Origin of the sequence: Tenacibaculum sp. M341, from assembly GCF_004337695.1 — a bacterium.
GTDB lineage: Bacteria > Bacteroidota > Bacteroidia > Flavobacteriales > Flavobacteriaceae > Polaribacter.
The window spans coordinates 38,293-63,597 of the sequence record NZ_SJXJ01000006.1; the positions used below are offsets into that span (position 1 = coordinate 38,293).

Below are 25,305 nucleotides of genomic sequence, written 5' to 3' on the forward strand. Positions count from 1 at the left end.
CATAAAAATCATTAAGAACTCTCACAATGTTTTTATAAAAATTACCTTTTTTATTGTAAGGTTTATTAACTTCAGCGAACCAACAGTTTAAATAATTTACAAATGAAAAAACTATCTTACCTTTTATTTTTTAGTGCTTCTATAGCATTTTCACAAAGTCCGTGGACTAAAAAGAAAGACGAAGCCTATTTACAATTATCTTTTACTACTATTTCTGGATATACAGAGTTATTTGCAAAAGAAGATGCTTTTAGTACCAATAGAGAAATAAGCGATAACACTTTACAATTATATGCTGAATATGGTTTAAGTGACAAAACTACTTTAATAGCAAATGTTCCACTTAAATTAGTATCATCTGGTGATTTGGTAGATACAGCAGTGAATTTAACAACAGAAAGTTCTTTAACTTCTTTAGGAAACATTCAATTTGGAGTAAAACATAACTTTTATAACAAAAAATGGTTGATTACCGGTCAGTTAATGATTGAAGCTAATTCTGGTGATTTTGAACTAGCATCAGGGTTAAGAACAGGTTATGATGCTTGGTCTTTTGTACCTGTAGTAAGTGTTGGTAGAGGATTTGATTCATGGTACATTCAAGCATTTACAGGAGTAGATATAAAAACAAATGAATATAGTTCTGCATTTAAATTAGGTGGAGAATTAGGATATAAAACTACTGATTGGTTATGGATTGCTGGATTTTTAGATGGTCTTGCTTCTTTTCAAAATGGAGAGGTTGCTATTCCAGTAACAAATACCTTAACTGGGTTGTATGTAAACAATCAAAGTTTTGCTGCATTTGGTTTAAAACTAATTGGAGAGTTCAATGATAATTTTGGAGCTAATTTAGGTTTCGGAGGAGCACTTAGTGGAAGAAGAGTTGCTAAAGCTCCGGCACTTTCAGTTGGGGTATATTACAAACTATAAATACACTATTAAAACAGTACAAAATACTGTTTTAAGCAACATAAAATTAATCAAAAAGACTCCTCAAAATATCAATTTGAGGAGTCTTTTTTTATAAAAAGGTGTTTTTTTGATATTTCTATTTTTTTGTTTTTTTCTAGTATTTATAAGGGTTTGAAGAGTGTGTTACTGTTTTGTCACTTTTTGTTACCACCGTTTTTATGGGTAAACTGTTTTTGTTTTGTAATTTTGAACCAGAGATATAACTGTTAGGATAGTTACCCTTATTTATTATAATCCCTTGAATAAAATAATTATCTTATATTTTACCAGTTTTGAGGCCAGCATATCGGGGTATGCTGGCTTTTCGTTTTAATATACTTTCCCTTTTTTTAAGTAATAGAAATAGTTAAAATTTTACCTTCTTTTTTCCTTTTACTTTTGAAACATTTCAAGAGTTATTTTTCCTTTTCTTCTTTCAGTTTTAAAACTATCTTTGTGCCATCAAAAAAGCAAAGAAATGTCAGAAAACGTACGTGTACGATTCGCGCCAAGTCCAACAGGACCATTACACATTGGAGGTGTAAGAACCGCATTATTTAATTATTTATTCGCTAAAAAGCATAACGGAACTTTTGTTTTAAGAATAGAAGATACCGATCAAACAAGATATGTTGCCAATGCAGAACAATACATAATTGATGCTTTAGAATGGTGTAACATTCCTTTTGATGAAGGACCAGGAAAAAATGAAAAGTTTGGACCTTACAGACAATCAGAACGTAAAGAGTTATATAAAAAATATGCCGATGAATTAATTGAAAAAGGATGGGCATATTATGCATTTGATACTGCAGAGCAATTAGATGCACACAGAAAAGAGCATGAAGCAAACGGAAAAACGTTTATTTATAATTGGCATAATAGAGAGAAAGGAAGATTGGTAAACTCTTTAGTACTTTCTGATGAAGAAGTACAACAAAAAATAACTACAGGAGAAAAATATGTAGTTCGTTTTAAAACTCCTCAAGATGAAACTTTGGTATTACAAGATGAAGTAAGAGGTGAAGTAAAAATAGACACAAATACTTTAGATGATAAAGTATTGTTTAAGTCTGATGGAATGCCAACGTATCATTTAGCAAATATTGTTGATGATCATTTAATGGAAATTTCTCATGTTATTCGTGGAGAAGAATGGTTACCATCGTTAGCACTTCACACACTTTTATACAAAGCTTTTGATTGGAAAGCACCTAAGTTTGCTCACTTATCATTAATCTTAAAGCCAGTAGGTAAAGGTAAGTTAGGTAAACGTGATGGAGATAAATTAGGGTTTGCTGTTTTTCCATTAGAATATACGAATGAAAAAACCGGAGATGTTTCACGTGGATACAAAGAAGATGGATATTTTGAAGATGCTTTTATAAACATGTTGGCTTTATTAGGATGGAATCCTGGTACAGAGCAAGAATTGTTTAGTTTAGAAGAGCTTGTTGAAGCTTTTGATTTAAGTAGAGTAAGTAAATCTGGAGCAAAATTTAGTCCAGACAAAACCAAATGGTTTAATCAACAATATTTACAGCAAAAATCTAATGAAGAGTTAACTTCTTTGTTTGTACCTATTTTAAAAGAAAAAGGAGCTTTAAGTAATGCTGAAGAACAACAAGAATACATTCAAAAAGTAGTTGCTTTAATTAAAGAAAGAGCTGTATTTGTTGATGATTTTTGGGATTTATCAAACTTTTTCTTTGCAGATCCTACAGAGTATGAAGCTAAAGCTGCCAAAAAACAGTGGAAAGAAACTACGGGTGATTTAATGACTGAATTAGTTACGGTTATTGATGGTATTGAAGATTTTTCAATTGAAAATACTCAAACTGATATCAAAGGATGGATTACTTCAAAAGAAATAGGTTTTGGTAAAGTAATGCAGCCATTACGTTTAAGTTTAGTAGGTAAATTAGCCGGACCTGATTTGTTTGAAATTATGACAATGATTGGTAAAGAAGCTACTATTCGAAGAATTAACAATGCGATAGCTGCTTTGTAATAAAATATAAACTTGAATTATCAAGTTAAAAAATATTGACTCCCTCACTTGTTTTTAAAGCACGTGAGGGTTTTTTATTATAAATTAATATAAATCTTGGTAAAACAGAAAGAACGGCTTAAAATAGCTTAAAAAGAAGTAAAAAACGTGAAAATGCTATTTAATAAACAATATTTACTTCATTTTTATAGGGAGGCATTAATATTTTGTTAGTTTTGGGCACATTTAAAAGAAAAATAGCTAAACAAACTAGTATTTAATCAACAGTAATTATGAAAAAGTACATTCTAATTCTTTTGTTTATTCCTTTTGTAGGGTTTTCTCAAATCATTAATGTAGAGAACTTAAGAAGAGTTACTGATACAGTAGGATGGTCTGGAAATGTTCGTTTGAATTTGCATTTAATAAAAAATGCAAACACCATTTTTGGTATTTCAAACAGAATTCGAGTACAATACAAAACTAAAAATCATTTATGGCTTTTTATTAACGACATAGATTTTAGAGAGGCAAATTCAACAAAGTTAGTAAGTAAAAACTCACAGCATTTTAGGCATAATTACAGATTTTATAATAGGTTTGCTTTAGAATCTTTTATACAATCTCAGCAAAATGAAATAGCAGCTATTCGTTTTAGAGGTTTAATAGGATCTGGTATTAGATATAAATTAACTCCTTCAGAAAAGTACAAACTATATTTAGGGAGTTTAGTAATGTATGAATATGAAAATGAAATTTCTAACATAGAGCAAACACATAAAGATTGGCGTAGTAGTTCTTACTTTTCAATGAGTTTATTTCCAAAAAAGAACATTTCATTGGTTAGTACAACTTATTTTCAACCAAGATTAGATGAATTTGCTGATTTTAGAATTTCAAGTCAAACCACTTTGGCTTTAAGAATAGTGAAGAATTTGTCGTTTTCTACCACTTTTACATATCAATATGATGAATTTCCAGTGGTAGGAATACCTAAAGAGCAATATAGACTTACAAACGGTATTGTATACTCTTTTTAAGCAGTAGTAATTAGTAGTGTTTTAGCAAAAACAGTATATTAAAAACTGGTTACTAAAACACTGCTAACTAAAAATTAATGTTGGTTGTAATAACAAGCACCTCCAACAGAAGAAGCACTTCTTCCTCCTCCACCTTCAAATAAAGAATCGAAAGCAAATACAATACCACCAGTAATTTGAATATGCGAACGCATACTTTCAAATGATTCAAGTGAATATTTGTAGTATAATTGAGTATTTAAACCTAATTTATCAGTAATCCAGTAAGTTGCACCGGCACCAAAATTAAAAGTAGGAGTCATTTTTCTATCAGAGTCAACTAAACTACCTCCAACAAAAACATATGGAAAAAATTTATCTGAAAAATTAGTGAAACTATATCTTAAAGATCCATCCATAGAAAAATACTTTGCAGAATTTTCAATAAAGCCTATGTCAAAAGAATTAAAAGATATAGCACCATCAACAGATAAGTTATCGTTAATAGGAACTGTTAAGTTCAATCTTGGTATTTGAAAAAGATTTTTGTCTCCAATGTACGAAGCGTCTTCATCTGAAAATTTTACAACACTTGCACCAACTCCAAATTGCCATTTTCGGTTTTTAACTTGTGCTATTGTAGAAGCAGAGATAAAAACTAATAAAATAAAAAAGCTTTTTTTCATAATCATAATTGTATTGGGGATTTTATAATTATTGGCCACTAAACTACTAAATTTTTATTTAGCAATACATTTTTGACTTTTTAAATATTTAGTATTGAGTTTATTGGTGTTATAATAACTTCATAAAGTGCATATTATTTCAATTGCTATACAACTTTACAAACACAATTTTAAAATCAAAGTAAATTGAAGAAAAACACAAGTTTTTCATTTTTAGTAAAATAAAGTGGGTGTCCCGCTTTTGTCCTACCCTATTTTTATTGTTCAGAGAAGTATTTCAATACGTTTGCCAGCAAAATATTAAAAGAAGTTAACCAAACCTAATAACACTAAAATTTAACTAATAAAATATGAAAACAGCAAACGATACTAAATACAAGATAAGTGCTACAATTGTAATAATGTTCAGCATTTTTTCAACTGTTTTTTCTCAAATAAGTAATACATACACTTGGCCTAAAAGTAAGGGATATCAATCTAAGGAGGCTATGGTATTAACTATGGACGACAATTCCACCTATACAAAAAATCAGAACTTTTATGTTACTCATGGAAGTAGAAGTAATTGGTTTCACAGAATAAAATTTGAAGTACAAATGGAAGGAGGAGCTGGAACCAGAAGCGGTATGTTTATGGATACTTCAAATTTATATTTAGTTGCAGATTGGGATAATAATTCTGATAGTGAAGATATAGTATTTGGTTTCAATAGTAACGCATGGTCTATAGTAGACGAAAAGATGCGTCTTACCGACGAAGGACTTTTAGGTATTGGTACCAATTCACCTAAAAAAAAGTTACATGTGAATGGAGAGATCTATGCAAAAGGACATGTTTTTTTACATGCATTTGAAGGAGATAGAAAAGATGGTACTGCATACATACAAGCTAGAGATGATTCTAATAGCACTAGTGTAGGATTACAATTACGCTCACAAAATAATGGAACTCTTGTAGATGCATTCAAAATAAATCCAGATGGAAATGTAGGTATAGGAATAGTAGATCCTCAAGTAAAATTAGATGTTTTAGGAAATGTGAAAATTTCTGGAAATACAACATCAAATGATGATGGAAATTTAGAAGTATCTGGAGACTTAACCATTTCTGGAAATACCAATTTAACAGAAGAGGTGAATTTAGAAAAAGGAATTACAGTAAAAGGAAATATAGCTTCCCAAGGAACATTAGATATTAAAAATCAAATCAATTTTTCGAACATATTTAATTCACAACAAGTGCTTGTTAATAAAGGTGTTGATTTTAGATTATCAAACGTAGAAGACTCTCATTTTTCAATAAAAAATGCTTTCGGTAGCAACGCTTTATATATAAAAACTGATGGAAAAATGGGGTTTGGCGCTATCAATCCGAATAACATTACTGAGCAAGTACACGTAGCTGGAAGAATAAAAGCTAGTGGTTTTATAGCAGATGCTTCTTCTTTTCCTGACTATGTATTTTCAAAAGATTACAAATTAATGCCTTTAAAAGAGGTAGAAAATTACACAGATAAAAATCAGCATCTTCCAGGAATGCCTTCAGAGAAAGAAGTAATTAATAATGGATTAGATTTTAAAAAAGTGGTGACTATTTCCGTAGAAAAAATTGAAGAATTGTATCTACATACTATTCAGCAAGAAAAAGAAATTAACGATTTGAAAAAGATGGTTTCAGAACTACAAAAACAATTAAAAATTATACAAAACAACAACTAAATTAATTATGAAAACTACAAAACAATTATTGGGGTTTATTATTTTGTCAATCAGTTTTTTAAATTTTAATAGAACATACGCACAGAGTGATGTTAATATTAGAGATATTTATGCAAGAGGTCATACATTTTATCATGCTTATGAAGGAAAAAATAAAAGCGGTACAGCATACATTCAAGCTAGAGATAGATCAAATAGATCTAGTATTGCTTTGCAATTTCGATCTCAACTCAATGGTCAAATAAGAGATGCCTTAAAAATTAATAGTTACGGGGGTACTATTGTTCAACAGACTTTAACTGTTAATGAAACGCTAGAAACTAGAGGAAATATTATAGCTAAAGGAAGTTTATATTTCTCTGCACAAGAAGGATATGGGCAATCTGGAACTGCTTATTTAGAGGCAAAAGATTATTTTGGGACTTCAAGTATAGGTTTGCAATTACGCGCTCAAAATAATGGAACTTCTGTAAATGCTATGAAAATAAATCCGGATGGAAATATTGGTATTGGAGTGACAGACCCACAGGCAAAATTAGATGTTTTAGGAAATGTAAAAATTGCAGGGAATACCACATTAACTGATGATGCAAATTTAGAAGTATCTGGAGACTTAACCATTTCAGGAAACACCAATTTAACTGAAGAGGTGAATTTAGAAAAAGGTATTACAGTAAAAGGAAATATATCTTCTTTAGGAGCATTGAATATTCAGAATGAAATTAATTTTTTAAATGTATTGAATTCACAGCAAGTACTTGTTAATAAAGGGGTTGATTTTAGATTGTCAAATATAGAAAACTCTCATTTTTCAGTAAAAAATGCTTTTGGTAGCGATGCAATGTATGTAAAAACCGATGGTAAAGTAGGTTTTGGAGCTATCAATCCGAATAATATTACGGAACAAGTACACGTGGCAGGAAGAATAAAAGCTACAGGTTTTATAGCAGACGCTTCTTCTTTCCCTGATTATGTATTTGCAAAAGATTACAAATTAATGTCTTTACAAGAGGTGAAAAATTACACAGATGAAAATCAGCATCTTCCAGGAATGCCTTCTGAAAAAGAGGTAGTTAACAATGGATTAGATGTTAATAAAGTAGTAATTATTTCTGTAGAAAAAATTGAAGAATTATACTTACATACCATTAATCAAGAAGAAAAAATAAAAAAACAAGAAGACGGATTAAAAATGATGCAAAAAGTAATTTTTCAATTACAGGAAAAATTACAGCAGCTAGAAGATAAAGTCAATCAAAATTAAAGGTAATCCGTATTTAATATCATGAAAACAAAACTTTTAATTATAGGTTTTAGCATTATTTATGGATACTTTTTTAACCAAATTAATGCGCAAACTACTCCTTCAACAGTAGATTTTAGTTTTGAGTCTTTACAAGTGCCCAATCTTAAGGGGAGCCAAACAACAAAGGCGCTTGTAACAATATCTCCAGATGGAAAAGAAACTTCTTTTTTAACAAGAGTAGCAACAGGTTTAAAAATTGTAGAGAATGAAAATAAAAGCGAAATCAAAAAGAATCAGTTATGGTGGGTAGTTCAAGATTTTAAACATCAAGCTTTTGCTTTAGTAAGTGTAGAGAATGGTGCTGATTGGATTTACTTACAAGAAACAAATGTAAGTTTTTCAATAGTTCTAGCTACTAACGATATCGTAGAAAATGAATATATAGATGATAATTATTTCTTTGAATTTGTAATGCCATACAATACTCAGGAAGACAAACATTATATAATTCAAAGTGCAGCTAAAGCTAATAATTATTTAAAAGCAGTTGCTGAAAATATTAGTTTAGAAAGTTTACAAACGGAAGATACTACGCCTTTTACTTTTGAATTCAACACTTTTAAATCTTTTGAAAATCAGTATATAATTATGCCCACTTATAGTTCTAATGCACATACTATTGAGAATATTGCTGTTGCTGATTCTGACAATAGATTTACAAGAATTACGGCGGATGATTTTCTAGCTCCTATTGAAGACAACACAGCCATTATTGGTTCAGGAAATATAACAACTTTGATAGAAGGAGGAACAGAAGATATGTTTCAAGTAGTTTTTAATGATAAAGCTGCTGCCAAATTAGGTTTGTTAGATTATAATGTGAGTGTTTATAGTAAAGAAGCATTACAATCACCAGGATCAAGATTACTTACTTCTGGAATTGAAAAAAGAGACAATGGTATTATCTATATTTTTAATAAAGGAAAAGAAATAGCTACAGAGTTTGTGCCTAATTTACCGATATATTTTGGTCATGAAAGTGGAAAACTATTAGCAAAACAAGGAGATAAAAAATATGTGTTAAAAGGAGTTCCTACCCCTATTTTATTGAATAGTGATAACGGAAACTTTAATAGGTTTTTAGCGATAGTTAGAAGAGGTAGTATTGATATTTCATATAAACCACAAGCAATTTTAGTGAGTGGTACTGATTTTGGAACAGTAAATGCTCCGGAAGAACATACAACAGATCCTCAATTCTCTTTTGCTCCTTCAGGAAGACCAACAAATACCTTCGATTGGAGACAAGAATATTATTCTATGGCTTATGATGCTGCAGGAATTCGCACGGCGGTGAATGTAAAAAGTCCTTTTTATTCAAATGAACTTAATTTAAGACCTATTTCTTCTAAGTTTTCAGTAGATGGTACTTATCAAGGTGGAGAAGATTTTAGTTCTATTGATGGATGGGAATTTGTACAAATGGATTTTGGATATGATAAATTAGGAAATCAAAAAAACGAACTTAGAGGAGAACCATACTTCGTATTGTACAACCGTTTCACAGGAAAATTACGTGTATTCTTATATGTTTATAACGGAACTATTGCTAACTTTTTAAAAGTATCTATATCAGATAAACAAACAGCTACATATTCTGGTCAATATCATCAACCAAGATTATGGGCAAGCTACTTACAAGGAAAAGCCTTGGATAATCCGTTTTTAGGAGCTCCAGAATACAGTAAATACATTGAGTTAAGTGGAACAAACAAAGGGAAGTTTTACTATGTAGATTTTACGTTTAATTACGATCCGTGTACCTGTTTCTTTGAATCGAACTTACAAATCAAAGTAGATAAAGTAACCCGTGGAACAATGGAAATTGTAGGGAAAACTCTAGGCGGAAGTATTCCTGCAGGAGCAGATGGTTATGATGCATGGATGGAGAAATCAGATTCTTTTTTAACTGGGGTTTTAGATGCTCCTTTTGGTGAACAAAGTCAAAGTTTAGGAGATATAAGTTTAACCAGTTTAAACGAATGGAACAATACGCCTTGGAGTAATGAAACTGAATTTACCATACCAGGTAGAAAAGTACAAGATTGGGAACGTGAAGCGTTACGTTTACAATATGTAGGAACAACAATAATGTCTGTTGGTGATTATACTTCAGCCGCTGGAAAAGTTGTAAAAGCATCAGGAAAAGCTTTTCCTGATACTTTTGGAGACCCTGTCGAAGCACTTGGAGAAGGTTTAGATGCATTAGGAACAGCTATAAAAGGAGGTGGAAGAGGTATGACGGCTAATGCTGTAAAATTACGTTTAGATAATTTAGAAGATGAACCTGATAAGGTAATTCCATTACAATTTCCAGATCCTCAGCCAAGTTTGGTATTTGCAGAATTAGCTGCTAAAGGTTCACTTACTATAGAATCTAATATTTTTAAAGATGTTGTAATTACAACTCCTGGTTCAGAAAATGCAGAATATGCACCAATTGAAGCAGGAAATGGAACTAAAGGAGCATTTCCATATTATAACGAGTCTTTAGGTGTATTTAATTTAGTATATACTCCTAAAATAGCCGTAGCAATAGTCAAAAATGCACAAGATCGATTTGGAGGACACATTCGCATAAAAGAAAAACCGTATGTAACAACTAATATGGATAAAGTACAAGGAACAGAATATGGTTTTTTTATGGCGAATTATGTAATCACTACCTATAATAAAGAAGGGTATTCTATGAATTCTGTCCGAACAAATTCTTTTTTAATTGGAAGTAGTAAAAATGCAGATAATCCTATTCCTACAACTTTAGACATCACTGATTTACTAGATGAATATACCCTAGAAGAAAATATGGGTGCTGAAACCATTTCAGCAAGTAACTTTAAAAATTGGATTTCTGTGACACTAGAAATTGATTATATGGGACTTTCTGGTGTTGGTGAAAGTGGACAACAAAATAGTGAATTAGTTCGACAATCGTACGATGCTATTACTGAATTTTCTTATGATGAAGTAAGTGTTGATGTAGCGGATTTAAATCAAACTGCAGAAGAGAAAGCAAATGAAAATTTTGCTGTTTCTTATCCTGGAGTTGACAATCCTATTTGGGGAGAAAACTACATTATTACTAAAAACACAGAAGGTTTTGAAGGTAAAATGGGAGATTTTTGTAGAAACTCAGTCCCTTTTGTAAACAAAGCTAAACGTAGTTCTGTAATAAATAAGAGAACTCACAAAGCAATAACAACTGTAGTTCACAAAGAGGAAGATATTATTAATAATTTAGAGGATGTTACGGTTTCAGCATATCCAAATCCAAGTAATAGTATTTTTAATATCAACTACAAAACCTTCGCAAAAGGAGAAATTTTATTTTCTGTAACAGATTTAAATGGACGTATTATTTTATCTCATAAAGATATGGCTACAGATGTAGGAGAATCAAAAGAAGCTCGTATCGATTTACAAAATTTAGAGGGCATTTATATGTTAAATATACAGTTTGAAAATGGTAAAAATCACACAATCAAGCTAGTTAAAAAGAACTATTAATTTTTAATTGTTCTACAACTTCCCTATCGAATTAATTTCTTTAGGGAAGTTTCTATTTACGGTAGTTTATGTTATTGTTACCTTTTAATGATTTCCTTTTTTAATAAGAGCAAAACACTAGTTTTACCAACATAAATGAATATTTACAATGAAAACATTGGCTCTAAGCTTTAGTGTTGTTTTTATTATATTTTACTTCAAAAAAGTAACAGCTCAAAATAAGCAAATAGTAGATAGTTTACTGCAAATTGTGAATACGAAAACTACAGATACTACTTTAATAAAAGCTTATAATGATTTAGGTATTCAATATGCAAGCGCAAATCATTTGAAAGCAAAAAAGTTTATAAAAAAAGCGTTACGAATTGCTAATAAAATCAAATCTCCTAGAGGAATTGCTGGATCCAATAACTGTTTAGGAATTGTTCATTATTATGAAAAAGAATACGATTCTGCGTTAGTATATTTTAAAAAAGCACTGTCTATTAATCAACAAATAGATCATTTATGGGGACAAGCCTCTGCCCTACACCAAATTGGAGCAGTACAAAATTTTCAAAGTAATTATTTTGAGGCTATTGAAAGTTTTAAAAAATCAGGAAGATTATTTTTAAAACTAAAAGACTCAGTTTCATACATAAAGTCTATTGAAAATACTGGAGTTTCTTATCTTTTGATGCGGCACGATGAAAAAAGCTTAACTCATTTATTTAAAGCAAATACGCTGTATGAACATCGAAATAATGTTTCAGGTTTGGGGCGTACCAATATTCAAATTAGTAACGTATTAATTCGTCAAAAAGAATATGTAAAAGCATTAACGTTTTTAGAGAAAGCACTACCCCAAATTATTCAAGGAGGTAATAAAATACACTTACTAGTTTTATTGAAAAATAAAGGAATTGCTTTCAAAGGAATTAAACAGTTTGATAAGGCATTAGACTTTTATAATCAGGCATTAAAAATTGCACGTAGTATAAATCATAAGAAAAGAATCTGTGCTTTACAGTCTCTTATGGGCGATTTGTATTATGAACAAAAACAATATCAAAAAGCAGTAGATTTTCAAAAAATAGCTTTTAAAAATTATTCTAAATCAGATTATAAAGATAAAAGCTACACTAGTATTGGATTGGCAAATTCTTTTTTAAAGTTGAATAAATTAGATACTGCTACATATTATGCAAAGGAAGCACTACTATTATCTAAAAAAGCGATGCGTTTAGATTTAGAAAAAGATGCCGTAGAAGTGCTTGCAGTTATTGCAGAGCAAAAAAAAGACTCCGCTAAAGGGTTTGCTTATTACAAATATATATCGTTGCTTAAAGACTCTATAAATGCAATTGAAAAACAAAAACAAGCAAGAGAATTGCAAGCAAAGTTTGAGTTTGATAAAAAAGAGAGAAAAATTAAAAAGCTTACCAAAATAAATCAGCAAGTAAAACAGAGGCATGTTCTATTGATAATTGCCTTTTTTTTAGGAACTTTTTTATTGTCTTATTTCATATTTACCTTCCGAAGAAAAGAGCAGCAATCTTGCATAGAAAAATACTTTTTAAATAGAGAACTGTTGAAAAAAGATAAAGAATTACTAGAAAAAAGTAAAGAACTCACTTCAAATTCGCTACATCTAGCAAATAAAAATAAGGCATTAAAAACACTAAAAAAAGAAGTGGAAAGCATTAAGTATGCAGAAGATCAAAATACTCAGTACAATTACCAAAAACTTATTCAAACAATCAATTTTAATATGACTGAAGATAAAGATTGGGATAATTTTAAAAAGTATTTTGAACAACTACATAAAGATTTTTATAGTATCATTAAAAATAAATACCCAACTGTAACAGCTAATGAGCTAAGATTGATGGCATTATTAAAAATGAATTTATCAACCAAAGAAATAGCCGGTATTTTAAATGTTACTCAAGAAGGTGTAAGAAAAGCAAGGTATCGACTTCGAAAAAAACTAAAGATAGAGTCGAATACAATGCTTTTAGATATGGTTTTAAATATTTAAACAGCGTTTACTTTTTTAATAGCAGCTGTAAAATCATCCAAATCATTATCGTTCATTACTAAGTGAATTGCTTCATCACAAACTTTTTCAACATTATCAACAGGAATGCTTAAAGCAGTAGCAATTTTACGCATAATAACTACTTCATCTTTACTAACATCTTTGTCCGCGTAAATCATTTTAGTTAATCTATACAAACGTTCAATACTTTCATCGTAACCTATTGGAGGATTTACTGGAAAAGCATCAGGATTTTTAAGAATCTCTTTGTATTCAGTTTCGCTAATATTTAATCTTTTAGCCGTTCTATCTAATAATTTTTGTTCGTCATCTGTAATGATACCATCAACCTTAGCAATTTTTACCACACTTGCAAAATGACCAATTTCTTGTTTATGTTTTCCGCTTGAGTATAAATCTGATATAGACATAGTTTTATTTTTTTAATTATTGTAAATTTAAGCATTGTTCTATTCGTTTAGAAGTAAAATTTTATAAAAAGTCACTAAAAATGTCTATCTAATTTTACTCACAATACCTAAATTACTGATATTTTAAACTTTTATTGAAAAGTTTCGTCTAATAAACTAAACCCCAATTTTATGAAACGATTACTAATACTTTTTGTCGCTTTTGCTTGTAGCAATACCAATAATGAAATGACACAAGATGAAATTGATACTACTCCAATTGTGACTTCTTCAGAAACTTACGATTTTACAATAACTAAGAATATTGAATATGCACAAGGATTGAGTCATGAAAGTTATAACAGTACTACAACTACAACAAAATCATTGTTGTTAGACGCTTACGTTCCTAATAATGCCGATAAAAACAGACCTGCAATGTTATTAATTCATGGAGGAGGTTTTATTTCAGGTTCTAAAGATGTTCCACAAATGGTAAATTTAGCCGAATATTTTGCTGCCAGAGGCTGGGTTACTTTTTCAATTAATTACAGATTACAAGGAGATATTGGAACTGTTCTACAGAGTTGGGTTACGTTTGCTGATAATAATTTAGATGCGGATACAGCTAAGCAGTTTTTAGCAATTTATCCTGCTAGTAGAGATGCAAAAGCAGCTTTAAGATGGTTATTTGCCAATGCAAGCAATTATAACATAGATACTAATTACATTACTGTTGGTGGAGGTTCAGCAGGAGCTGTAACAGCAACAATGTTAGGAATTACTGATGCTGAGGATTATACGAATGAAATATCAACAACTACTGATCCTACGCTGGCAACTACAAATTTAAATCAGACAACAAAAGTACATTCGATACTTGACTTTTGGGGCAGTGGAATTTCTGTAGAAATATTGAATGATTTATACGGAAACCAACGCTTTGATACCAATGATGCACCAATTGTTATCATTCATGGAACAGCTGATCCAACTGTATTATTTTCTGATGCTGAGAAATTAAGAGACAATTACATAAGTACAGGAGTCGATTATAAATTTTATCCATTAGAAGGAAAAGGTCACGGTCCGTGGAACGCTACTGTAAATGGAGATTCTTTAGAAAAAGTGTGTTTTGATTTTGTGGTAGAACAACAAAAATTAAAAGTGCAATAAGTCAACAAAATTTAATTAATATTTGAATATTACTTGTGTTTTAAGAAGATTTATAATTTAAAATGTACATTTATAACTCTTACAAAACTTTAAACACATTACATGCAATTCCAAAAAGCTCCATGGTACTTTTTACCATTACTAATTTTAGCAGGTGAATCGGTATTTATACTTCCATTTGTATTGCCTAGAATTTTTAGACCTACTGTGTTAGAAACCTTTGGTTTAGATAATTTACAATTAGGAGTTTGTTTTTCTGTATATGGCATTGTAGCCTTATTTTCCTATTTTTTTGGAGGACCTATTGCTGATAGATTTGCTCCAAGAAAATTAATAGCCATCGCCTTATGGATGACTGCTATTGGTGGATTGTTATATGCATCATTTCCAGATTTAGAAGTGTTAAAAATTTTATACGGATACTGGGGATTTACAACCATTTTTTTATTCTGGGCACCTATGATAAAAGCAACTAGAATTTGGGGAGGTACCACATCACAAAGCAAAGCTTTTGGATTTTTAGATGCTGGTAGAGGTTTGGTAGGAGCTTTATTTGGTGTGTTAGGTGTGTTTGTTTTTTCAATTATTATTCCCTCAGAAGCAGTAGAGGTTTCAGTAACAGAAAATAAAGAAGCTTTTAAACAAGTAATTTTAATTTCTTCATTTGTAATAGCTTTGGTAGGTGTATTAGTTTGGTTTTTTATGAAATTAAACGAAGAATCAACACAAAAAATTACTATTGAGAAAATAACCGTTTCACAAATTAAATCAGTTTTAAAGTTACCTTCGGTTTGGTTGTTAATGATTATTATTTTGTGTGCATATGTTGGTTATAAAATTACTGATGTATTTTCATTGTATGCCCAAGATGTATTGTTGTACAATCAAGTAAATTCGGCTAAAATAGGCACATTTTTACTCTTTTTACGTCCTGTAATTGGTATAGGAATAGGTTTTTTAGCACATGAATCAAAAGTGACACTTTGGTTATGGATTGGTTTTTTAATTTCCTTTTTAGGCGCTTTATTATTTGCTTTAGGGTTTATTACAACTTCTGTGTTTTTTATCATTTCTATAGTGATTGTAGCCACAGGTGTATATGCTGCCCGTTGTTTGTATTTTGCTGTAATGAAACAAGGACAAATTCCGTTAGTTTTAACTGGAACAGCTGTGGGGTTAATATCTTTAGTAGGCTATACTCCAGATATTTTTGCAGGATTAGCAATGGGATATTTATTAGATAACTCTCCAGGAATTCTTGGACATCAACATGTATTTTGGATGTTGGCTATCTTTTCTGTTGTTGGCGGAATTGCAGCTTGGTATTACCATCGATTGTATAGTCAAGAGAAGCTATAACATAAAAAAATCTTTTTGGCTCATTGATTTTTAGCTTTAAAATCAGTATCTTACTACTATCTGTTTTTACAGGTCTATTGAAAAGAAATTATTTGGTGATAGGCAATTATTAATAATGCCTGCATCTTTTTACTACTATCGGTATCCTCCTACCGTATTTAAAGGGATTTAAATAAAATTTGTTAGTAAAATATTGATTTACAAACTCAAAAAGAAATGTATTCTTTTTGAATTAATATTTTACAAAATAATTGTAAACGATTCTCTTCCATAGTATTAAATTTAGAGGCTAATTAACCAAATATTAAAAACTAATCAAATCATGGATGTACTATCTATTATTTCATTCATTGGTTTCACTCTTTTTGTGGCAATAATTGCCTGGTATGCAAGTAGAGGAACCGATGAAAATTCTGCAAAAGGATACTATTTAGGCGGAAGAAGTCTGGGCGGAATTACTATTGCAGGTTCGCTTTTATTAACCAATCTTTCAGCCGAACAAATTGTAGGGCTAAATGGTCAGGCTTTTAGCGAAGGAATTTTAGTGATGGCTTGGGAAACTTTAGCAGCAGTTGCAATTGTAATTACAGCTATTTTTCTACTTCCTAAATACATGCAATCAGGAATTACTACCATTCCTGAGTTTATAGAAAAACGATTTGATCAACAAACAAAAGCAATTTTATCAATATTATTTTTAATAGCATTCGGTGTCGTAATGATTCCTACAATTTTATATTCAGGATCTATTGCTTTTAGTACTATGTTCGATTTGCCAACTGCTTTAGGTTTATCTAAAAATGCTGTTATTTGGATTTGTGTATGGTCTATTGGAATCATCGGAATTATTTATGCCATTTTTGGTGGTTTAAAAGCGGTAGCTGTTTCTGATTTAGTAAATGCTGCTGGTTTATTAATTGGAGGATTATTAATTCCAATTTTCGGATTAGTATATATTGGTGGAGGAGATTTTTTTGATGGATTATCTGAATTATGGAAAACAAATCCTACAAAATTTGATGCTATTGGAGGCATAGAATCTTCAATACCTTTCGGAACAATTTTCACAGGAATGATGTTGGCTCAAATGTATTACTGGGGAACAAACCAGTCGATATTACAACGTGTTTTTGGTGCAAGTAGCTTGAAGGAAGGACAAAAAGGAATGCTATTAGCAGGATTTGTAAAATTTTTAATTCCGGTAATTGTAGTGTTACCAGGAATCATTGCTTGGCATATTTTTCAAGGAAATTTAGAATCGCCAGATTATGCGTATCCAGCTTTAGTAAGAGAAGTATTACCAGGAGCTTATTTAGGTTTTTTTGCAGCAGTTTTATTTGGTGCTGTATTAAGTTCATTTAATAGTTTACTAAATAGTAGTGCTACCCTATTTGGGTTCGATTTATATAAACAATACTTTAATAAGAATGCTTCTGAAAAAGAAACTGTAAAAGCAGGTAAATTGTTTGGTTTGTTATTGGCTTTGGTTGCAATGTTTATTTCACCTTTTATAGGAAATGCACCCGATGGATTATTCTCTTACATTCAACAAGCATTGGGTAGTTTAAGTGTACCAATTTTATCAGTAGTAATCGTAGGAATTTTAACTAAAAATGTACCCGCTGTTGCAGCAAAAATTGTATTAACCGTTGGCGTGCTTATGTATTTAGCAAGTTTATTAGTATTGCAGCCATGTTTTACTCAAGAAGCTATGATTTTAGCAAAGTCTGAAGGAATTACAAAAGCTAAAGATTTAGCAGTTATCAAAGCAACAGCTTATCCACATTTTTTACATATTATGGGAATTTTGTTTGTTGCAAACATACTGATAATGTTACTTTTTGGTAAAATAATGCCTAAAATGACTATTTATCAACCTTCAATTACCAAAGAAATAGATGTTACTCCTTGGAAACATGCTAAAATTGTTGGTGCAGTTATTATTGTGTTAGTCTTGGGTACTTTTTTAATTTTTAGATAGAAGCTTATTATATTTGGGGAAATTTTGATAAAGAATGAACCAACCAACCTAAAAAATGCTAGCAAATCAGCACATTTCAAATACTGAGAATATATTTTCTTTCAAAAAAAGTATTGTATCTAATTATACTTTTTTTGATGGAAAATCAGAGTTTGAAGTAGTAAATAATTACAGTGATTGGTTGTCTTCTACTGATTATTTAGATTACTCAAAATCGTTTGTCAATATAGGAAATACAAAGATTCATTTATTTGGAGAGAGCAGGAAAGCATTAAACTCAAGTAATTTCAATAGGAGTGTTTTAATGAGATTAGCTCATTTATTCGATTTAAAATCTGAAGTTACAGATAAAGAGTGTAAAATTTATCATGAAAAATATAGATATGATAACTATTATTTAGTTTCATAACTCTTTAATAAAGAATATTATATAATTATTTATGCTATTGGAGGAAGTCGTTTTCCTGAAAGTATAACTTTACATGGATTGTTAAAATTTACCCCCCCCCTTCTAAAAAGGCATTTTTTTCAACAAAGAATTTTATTAGCAAGTTTTTCATAAGTATTCTTTTTCTAGTTCTTTTCTGTTTAATAGGATTGATTGTTGATATTATATTTTCTTTATTCAGAAATGAAGAAATTACAAAAACTGATATGGTTTCATCTATTGGATTGCCTTTAATTTTATGGATTTATTATTTGTTGATTGGTGAATTTAATAAGGAGTAGATTATGAAAGTAGTTTTAATATTGTTTATAGTAGCAGAAATTTATTACACTGATTTATATCCGAAGAAAAGATAAAAGCCACTGGTAAGAATTTGAAAATACAACACCAACAGAGCAGTGTTCTTGTTACGATTATGTTACGTTACCAAAGAGAGGAAGTCATTTAATTTGTCCGGTTTGTTTTTGGGAAGATGATGGAACTAATATAGATAAGCCTGACATTATACATACAAAAGAAAGCTTATAAAAATATTTTAAATTATAATTCTATATATCGAAAAATATAGATATATTTATTATATGAATTTTAAATTGGCAACAGCAATAGGAAAATGTTTGTCTAATAAAACTAGATTACAAATATTAGAATGGTTAAAAGAGCCAGAGAAAAACTTTCCTCCTCATGAAACGTTAAAACATTTTAATGATGGAGTTTGTGTTACTTATATTCAAGAAAAAGCAGGATTATCTCAATCTACAATATCTACATACTTATCTAATATGGAAAAATGTGGATTGTTAATTTCTACACGTCATGGCAAATGGACATATTTAAAAAGAAATGAAAAAATAATTCAAAATTTCACGGCTTTTATACTTTAAAAAACAAAACATATCGATAATTCTCAATTTAACAAAATATGAAATATTTCTTTGATATATTAGGATGGACAGGTTCAGCTTTGATCATAATAGCCTATGCATTTACACTGTTAGAAAATAAAAAATATTTAGAAACAGGTAAATACTTTAATTTATTAGGAGGTGTTTTTATAGCTTTAAACTGTTATCATTACAATGCAATACCACCTTTTGTAACTAATATGTTATGGAGTTGTATAGCTATTTTAACCATTTTCAAAACAAAAAAACATGATACTTTTTCAGAATAATAGGTTACTTAAATACGAAGAGGAAGTTATATCATGGGATTTAACCGAAAGAAAGGGTTCTGCTTTAAGAAAAGCATGGGAACGTTATGCACATTTATATCTTAAAATTTATAAGTCTAAAAAGAACGATAAAAAAATTAAGCTGAATATAGAAAGTGAAGAATGTAATGATTTTTTCACATATAATTATAGTCGTGCCATAAAAGAAATATTTGAGACAATTATATTATTTGATAGACAGTTTAAAGAAATAAGAAACGTAGAAATTACCTACGAAATCAATCAAATAGGAGTTCACCCAGTAGATTACAGAAGTTATTTATATTCTGGAGTAACATTACTTGCTATTGAAAATTGTTTTATAACCAATAAGTTTAAAATTACAGATGAAAGTAGGTTGATAACTAACAATTGTAACGATTTAATTAATGATTTAAAAAGTAACAATATTGAAAAAGAAATTACATTATTATCAAAATACATTAAAGCTTCACATGAAGAAGCTACTTCCTTACTAAAAACATTTATGAAAGAAACGTATGATAGACATGATAAATCAGTGAAAACACTGTAAATCAGATGTTTTTTTGAAATCTCATTAAAATTAGTTATCTTTATTAAACGACATAAAAGTATATAAAGATGACTACTACCCCCCACAAAGCAATGCTCATCGTTGCATTGTTAGTATCTTTTAATATCATATCTCAGAGTTTAAGTGATACTCAAATGCTTAAATTAGATGAATTAAGAGTTGATACTAACGATTTAAATTTAAGAGACGAAACTATTCGTAAAGATTTAAATAGAATATTAACATTAGAAACTAAACGAAAAACAAACAAAACCTTAGGAATTATTTTTACCGCAGCTTCTGCTGTAAGCTTTCTTTCAGGTTGTGCTGTAGTAAGTGAAGGAAATGGTTCTTCCGATATTTTTGGAGGTTTATTAATTACCAGCGGCATTGTATCCGGCGGTGTTTCAATACCCTTTTGGGTTTCTTCTAGACACCGAAAATTAGAACGAGATTATTATAAAACTGTTATTGGAAAGTCGATTCCATAAAATTTATTGTTTATTATAGCTGATTCATTTAATATTAAAATAGTAAAAATTGAATTTTTCAGTTAACAACAATAAAAATAACTACATAAAAGATTATAAAAATTACCTTTTCTATATTAAGAAAAAGAAATTGTACTTACCATTAATAATCTTAGTAATTAGTGGTGTTTTATTTTTAGCAGATTTATTAATTAATTCAGAGTTTGATTTTGTTGGTATAGCAATTTATCCCTGTTTTTTAGGACTTTTTTTTCTTTTACTAGAAATTATTAGCACATTGAAAGCGCTTAAATCAATTAATGATTCTGCAAATATATTTAAGTTTGGTGTTGAGAATTTAATCATTGAGCCAACTCAATTAAAAATTTCAAGTGGTCAAGTAAGATATGAGACCTTTTTTTTAAGTCAGATAACTAAATGTTTGATTTTAAATAATGCTATGTTTTTAGTTTTTAAATCAAAAAATGAGTGGCCAATTCGAATAAATAGGCTTGAAATAGGGGAAGAAAACTTTATTAAATTAGTTAAATTTTTAGAAAGAAGACAGATAAAAGTTGAGTATAAATAATACGCTAAGCGTTTGTAATATATTTTTAGGGTAATTTAAATTTGTTAGAAATAGAGTTTATGGACAGTTTTGATAAAATAGCACAACAATATGTAAAATCACTAGACGAAGTTTCTTCTGGATTTAAATTTACATACAGTGATAGAAAAGAATTTGTTTTTAAAATCTATTATAATTTTGTTTTAGTTGATTTACAAGGTAATATTCCCAAAAAGAGTCCTGTAATAGGTGGAGCATCAGGGTTTATTATAGACAAGAAAACAAAAGAAGTAGAAAGCATTTCTTTTATCGATTTAAGATTCTTAGAAGAAAAACAAAATGAGTTACAAGATATTTATAAAAAAATAAGCAATATTAAAGAGTCTACTTCATCGTTTTTATGGTTAAAATCAAAATATAATATAAACTCTACCAAACTTTTAAAAATTAAAAAAATGATAAATAAAACCAATTCTAAAAAACAAGAAGTAATTGAAGAATTATATGAATTAATAGCATAATAAAACTTTCTAACCGTATAACTTTTCAACTTTTTCACACAATTCCCCTATCTTTGAAAAAATTTATTTCCGTTGAGTAAGCAATCTATTGTAAACTACTATCAGAAGTCTACAAAAACCAATGAGGTTTTAGAACAACTACAACAAAGCAATCACCATTTTCAAATATCGAATTTGGTCGGTTCGTCGTTGTCTTTTATCATATCAGAAACATTTAAAAAAGCAGACAAACCTTACTTATTTATCTGTAACGATAAAGAAGAAGCTGCTTATTATTTAAACGATTTAGAACAACTACTTGGAGAGAAAAACGTATTGTTTTATCCTGGATCGTACAGAAGACCTTACCAGATAGAAGAAACAGACAATGCAAATGTATTATTACGTGCCGAGGTTTTAAACCGAATGAATTCACGTAAAAAACCTGCTATAATTGTTACCTATCCTACGGCGTTGTTTGAAAAAGTAGTTACCAAAAAAGAACTAGAAAAAAGTACGTTAAAGGTAAATCAAGGTGAAAACTTATCACTCGATTTTATCAATGAAGTTTTATTTGAATATAATTTTAATCGTGTAGATTTTGTTACTGAACCTGGAGAGTTTTCAGTTCGTGGTGGAATTGTTGATGTCTTTTCTTTTTCAAATGATGAACCATACAGAATTGAATTTTTTGGTGATGAGGTTGATAGCATCCGTACTTTTGATGTAGAAACACAACTTTCTAAAGAAAAATTGACCAAGGTTAGTATTATGCCCAATGTTGAAAACAAAGCATTGGAAGAATCTAGAGAAAGTTTTTTAAAATACATTTCTTCTAAAACAGTACTTTTTGTTAAGAATTTAGACTTACTAAAAGGAAATTTAGATAAATTTTTCCGCAGAGCACAAGTAGAGTTTGAGAAATTATCTGAAGAAATAAAACACGCAAAACCTGATGAGTTATTTTGTGATGGTGATTTAATTACTTCGCAATTAGCCGATTTTACGGTTGCTCATTTTTCAGATCAATCGCAGTTGTCAGGTCGAGCGCAGTCGAGACCCAATATAGATTTCAACATGCGTTCACAGCCTTCTTTTAACAAACAATTTAATTTGTTGATAGAAGATTTAAATGTGCATCATTCAAAAGGATATACCAATTATATTTTTTGTGCGAATGAAAAACAAGCACAACGTTTTCAAGATATTTTTGACGATTCTGATGAAGAGGTACATTATGAAACCATTGTATTTCCTGTTTATCAAGGGTTTATTGATGAAACTGAAAAGATTGTTTGTTATACAGATCATCAAATATTTGAACGTTACCATAAGTTCCGATTAAAAAATGGATATGCTAAAAAGCAATCCATCACCTTAAAAGAACTTACCAATTTAGAAAAAGGAGATTATGTAACTCACATTGATCATGGTGTTGGTAAGTTTGCCGGACTTCAGAAAATTGATGTGGATGGAAAAAAACAAGAAGCGATCAAACTAATCTATGGTGATAGAGATATTTTGTATGTAAGCATTCACTCGCTACATAAAATTTCAAAATTCAACGGAAAAGATGGAAAACCACCTAAGATATACAAATTAGGATCGGGTGCTTGGAAGAAAATTAAACAGAAAACTAAAACTAGAGTTAAAGAAATTGCCTTTAACTTAATTAAATTATACGCAAAACGTAAACTAGAAAAAGGACATGCTTTTGGTCCAGATACGCATATTCAACATGAGTTAGAAGCTAGTTTTATTTATGAAGATACACCAGATCAGTTTACAGCAACACAAGATGTAAAAGCGGATATGGAAAGAGATCAGCCAATGGATCGCTTAGTGTGTGGAGATGTTGGTTTTGGTAAAACAGAAGTTGCCATACGTGCTGCATTTAAAGCTGTAGACAATGGTAAGCAGGTGGCGGTATTAGTACCAACCACTATTTTAGCATTTCAGCATTTTAAAACGTTTTCTGAGCGTTTAAAAGATTTTCCGGTACGAATAGACTATTTAAACCGTTTTAGAACCACAAAACAAAGAAAAGGGGTTTTAGAAGGTGTTTCAGATGGTTCGGTTGATATTGTAATTGGAACACATCAATTAACCAACAAAAGTGTTCAGTTTAAAGATTTAGGATTACTGATTATTGATGAGGAACAGAAATTTGGAGTATCTGCTAAAGATAAATTAAAAACCATTAAAGAAAATGTTGATACGCTTACCTTAACAGCAACACCAATTCCGCGTACTTTACAGTTCAGTTTAATGGCAGCCAGAGATTTATCAGTAATAAAAACACCACCGCCTAACCGTCATCCAGTAGAAACAAATGTAATTCGCTTGTCAGAAGAAACTATGCGAGATGCTATTTCATATGAAATTTCACGTGGAGGTCAGGTCTTTTTTATTCATAATCGTATTGAAAATATTAAGGAAGTTGCGGGTATGTTACAACGATTGGTACCTTCAGCAAAAATTGGTATTGGACATGGACAAATGGAAGGTAAAAAACTTGAGGAGTTGATGCTATCTTTTATGAGCGGAGACTTTGATGTGTTGGTGTCTACAACTATTATTGAAAGTGGATTGGATGTACCAAATGCCAATACGATCTTTATTAACAATGCTAATAATTTTGGATTGTCAGATTTACACCAAATGCGTGGTCGTGTTGGGCGATCTAACAAAAAAGCATTTTGTTATTTTATAACTCCGCCTTATCATGTAATGACAGATGAAGCTCGTAAACGTATTCAGGCATTAGAAATGTTTTCTGAATTAGGTAGCGGATTGAATATTGCCATGAAAGATTTAGAAATTCGTGGTGCTGGTGATTTATTAGGAGGTGAACAAAGCGGATTTATTAATGATATTGGTTTTGATACGTATCAGAAAATATTAAAAGAAGCTATTGACGAACTGAAAGAAAACGAGTTTAAAGATTTATACGAATCTGAAGGGGAAGTAGTTGAAAAAGAGTATGTAAAAGAGGTGCAAATTGATACCGACTTTGAAATTCTGTTTCCAGATGATTACGTTAATGCTGTTACTGAACGATTGAATTTATATAAAGAATTGAGTGATTTAACTACAGAAGAAGAGTTAGAAACATTTGAAAAAAATATTGTTGATCGTTTTGGTGAATTCCCTGCTCAGGTGCAAGATTTGTTAGATAGTGTTCGTATAAAATGGCTAGCAAAATCGTTAGGTTTAGAAAAAATCATTCTAAAACAAAAAAGAATGGTTGGGTATTTTGTATCCGATCAACAAAGTGATTTTTATCAAACAGAGGCATTTACAAAAATGCTAAAGTATGTTCAACGTAATTCTAAAAGTTGTGTAATGAAAGAAAAACAAACTAAAAATGGATTACGATTATTAATCACGTTTATTAAAATAGATAGTGTTGCAAAAGCACTAGAAATATTAAAATCAGTTTAAA

The 25,305-nt window shown here is 30.0% G+C and carries 20 protein-coding genes and 1 pseudogene; 19 read left to right on the plus strand and 2 right to left on the minus strand.

Going from position 1 to position 25,305, the window contains the following annotated elements; all coding sequences use genetic code 11:
- Positions 1 to 102 precede the first annotated feature (102 nt).
- The 3 genes from EYW44_RS08030 (at position 103) to EYW44_RS08040 (ending at position 3,984) form a co-directional block, all read left to right on the plus strand.
- Positions 103 to 933: a hypothetical protein gene (locus tag EYW44_RS08030; protein WP_132723153.1), complete on the plus strand. Its 831-nt coding sequence runs from the start codon at positions 103 to 105 to the stop codon at positions 931 to 933.
- Between the two features lie 499 nt (positions 934 to 1,432).
- Positions 1,433 to 2,965 carry a glutamate--tRNA ligase gene (gene gltX, locus EYW44_RS08035; protein ID WP_132723154.1) on the plus strand — a complete coding sequence of 511 codons (1,533 nt, stop codon included), beginning with the start codon at positions 1,433 to 1,435 and terminating at the stop codon, positions 2,963 to 2,965.
- A 272-nt stretch (positions 2,966 to 3,237) separates the two neighbouring features.
- A complete protein-coding gene (locus tag EYW44_RS08040; RefSeq protein WP_132723155.1) occupies positions 3,238 to 3,984 on the plus strand; it encodes a DUF481 domain-containing protein in 747 nt (248 codons plus the stop codon).
- A 74-nt stretch (positions 3,985 to 4,058) separates the two neighbouring features.
- Here the strand turns inward: EYW44_RS08040 and EYW44_RS08045 are convergent, their stop codons facing one another.
- Entirely contained in the window at positions 4,059 to 4,649 is a 591-nt protein-coding gene (locus EYW44_RS08045; RefSeq protein ID WP_165872183.1) for an outer membrane beta-barrel protein, read from the minus strand.
- Positions 4,650 to 4,999: 350 nt separating this feature from the next.
- On the opposite strand from EYW44_RS08045, the gene EYW44_RS08050 reads away from it, so the two are divergent.
- From EYW44_RS08050 to EYW44_RS08065, 4 genes are all read left to right on the plus strand, one after another.
- Entirely contained in the window at positions 5,000 to 6,367 is a 1,368-nt protein-coding gene (locus EYW44_RS08050; protein WP_132723157.1) for a hypothetical protein, read from the plus strand.
- A gap of 7 nt (positions 6,368 to 6,374) precedes the next feature.
- Positions 6,375 to 7,631, plus strand: coding sequence for a hypothetical protein (locus EYW44_RS08055; RefSeq protein ID WP_132723158.1), 1,257 nt, complete (start codon positions 6,375 to 6,377; stop codon positions 7,629 to 7,631).
- 21 nt (positions 7,632 to 7,652) lie between these two features.
- On the plus strand, positions 7,653 to 11,180 hold the full coding sequence (locus tag EYW44_RS08060) for a T9SS type A sorting domain-containing protein (protein ID WP_132723159.1): 3,528 nt from the start codon (positions 7,653 to 7,655) through the stop codon (positions 11,178 to 11,180).
- A 148-nt stretch (positions 11,181 to 11,328) separates the two neighbouring features.
- Positions 11,329 to 13,200: a tetratricopeptide repeat protein gene (locus EYW44_RS08065; protein WP_132723160.1), complete on the plus strand. Its 1,872-nt coding sequence runs from the start codon at positions 11,329 to 11,331 to the stop codon at positions 13,198 to 13,200.
- Here the strand turns inward: EYW44_RS08065 and EYW44_RS08070 are convergent.
- Positions 13,197 to 13,631, minus strand: a complete 435-nt coding sequence (locus EYW44_RS08070) for a TerB family tellurite resistance protein (RefSeq protein WP_132723161.1) — start codon at positions 13,629 to 13,631, stop codon at positions 13,197 to 13,199. The two genes, EYW44_RS08065 and EYW44_RS08070, sit on opposite strands and share 4 nt — an antisense overlap.
- A 171-nt stretch (positions 13,632 to 13,802) precedes the next feature.
- On the opposite strand from EYW44_RS08070, the gene EYW44_RS08075 reads away from it, so the two are divergent.
- The 12 genes and pseudogenes from EYW44_RS08075 (at position 13,803) to mfd (ending at position 25,304) form a co-directional block, all read left to right on the plus strand.
- Positions 13,803 to 14,786, plus strand: coding sequence for an alpha/beta hydrolase (locus EYW44_RS08075; RefSeq protein ID WP_207893760.1), 984 nt, complete (start codon positions 13,803 to 13,805; stop codon positions 14,784 to 14,786).
- Positions 14,787 to 14,888: 102 nt separating this feature from the next.
- Complete coding sequence (locus EYW44_RS08080; RefSeq protein WP_132723162.1) at positions 14,889 to 16,145, plus strand: MFS transporter; 1,257 nt, start codon at positions 14,889 to 14,891, stop codon at positions 16,143 to 16,145.
- A gap of 322 nt (positions 16,146 to 16,467) precedes the next feature.
- Positions 16,468 to 18,126: a solute:sodium symporter family transporter gene (locus EYW44_RS08085; protein WP_132723163.1), complete on the plus strand. Its 1,659-nt coding sequence runs from the start codon at positions 16,468 to 16,470 to the stop codon at positions 18,124 to 18,126.
- Positions 18,127 to 18,181: 55 nt separating this feature from the next.
- Entirely contained in the window at positions 18,182 to 18,535 is a 354-nt protein-coding gene (locus EYW44_RS08090; protein WP_132723164.1) for a hypothetical protein, read from the plus strand.
- A 447-nt stretch (positions 18,536 to 18,982) separates the two neighbouring features.
- Positions 18,983 to 19,102: pseudogene (locus EYW44_RS22875) on the plus strand (CPCC family cysteine-rich protein); the annotation flags it as partial.
- A 53-nt stretch (positions 19,103 to 19,155) separates the two neighbouring features.
- Positions 19,156 to 19,458: an ArsR/SmtB family transcription factor gene (locus EYW44_RS08100; RefSeq protein WP_132723165.1), complete on the plus strand. Its 303-nt coding sequence runs from the start codon at positions 19,156 to 19,158 to the stop codon at positions 19,456 to 19,458.
- A gap of 38 nt (positions 19,459 to 19,496) precedes the next feature.
- Complete coding sequence (locus tag EYW44_RS08105) at positions 19,497 to 19,748, plus strand: CBU_0592 family membrane protein (RefSeq protein ID WP_132723166.1); 252 nt, start codon at positions 19,497 to 19,499, stop codon at positions 19,746 to 19,748.
- Complete coding sequence (locus tag EYW44_RS08110; RefSeq protein WP_132723167.1) at positions 19,729 to 20,322, plus strand: hypothetical protein; 594 nt, start codon at positions 19,729 to 19,731, stop codon at positions 20,320 to 20,322. The genes EYW44_RS08105 and EYW44_RS08110 overlap by 20 nt, the downstream gene beginning before the upstream one ends.
- A 68-nt stretch (positions 20,323 to 20,390) precedes the next feature.
- Positions 20,391 to 20,813, plus strand: coding sequence for a hypothetical protein (locus EYW44_RS08115; protein ID WP_132723168.1), 423 nt, complete (start codon positions 20,391 to 20,393; stop codon positions 20,811 to 20,813).
- A gap of 130 nt (positions 20,814 to 20,943) precedes the next feature.
- Complete coding sequence (locus tag EYW44_RS08120; RefSeq protein ID WP_132723169.1) at positions 20,944 to 21,381, plus strand: hypothetical protein; 438 nt, start codon at positions 20,944 to 20,946, stop codon at positions 21,379 to 21,381.
- A gap of 59 nt (positions 21,382 to 21,440) precedes the next feature.
- Positions 21,441 to 21,881 carry a hypothetical protein gene (locus EYW44_RS08125; RefSeq protein ID WP_132723170.1) on the plus strand — a complete coding sequence of 147 codons (441 nt, stop codon included), beginning with the start codon at positions 21,441 to 21,443 and terminating at the stop codon, positions 21,879 to 21,881.
- A 72-nt stretch (positions 21,882 to 21,953) separates the two neighbouring features.
- A complete protein-coding gene (mfd, locus tag EYW44_RS08130) occupies positions 21,954 to 25,304 on the plus strand; it encodes a transcription-repair coupling factor (protein WP_132723171.1) in 3,351 nt (1,116 codons plus the stop codon).
- The last annotated feature ends 1 nt before the right edge of the window (position 25,305 follow it).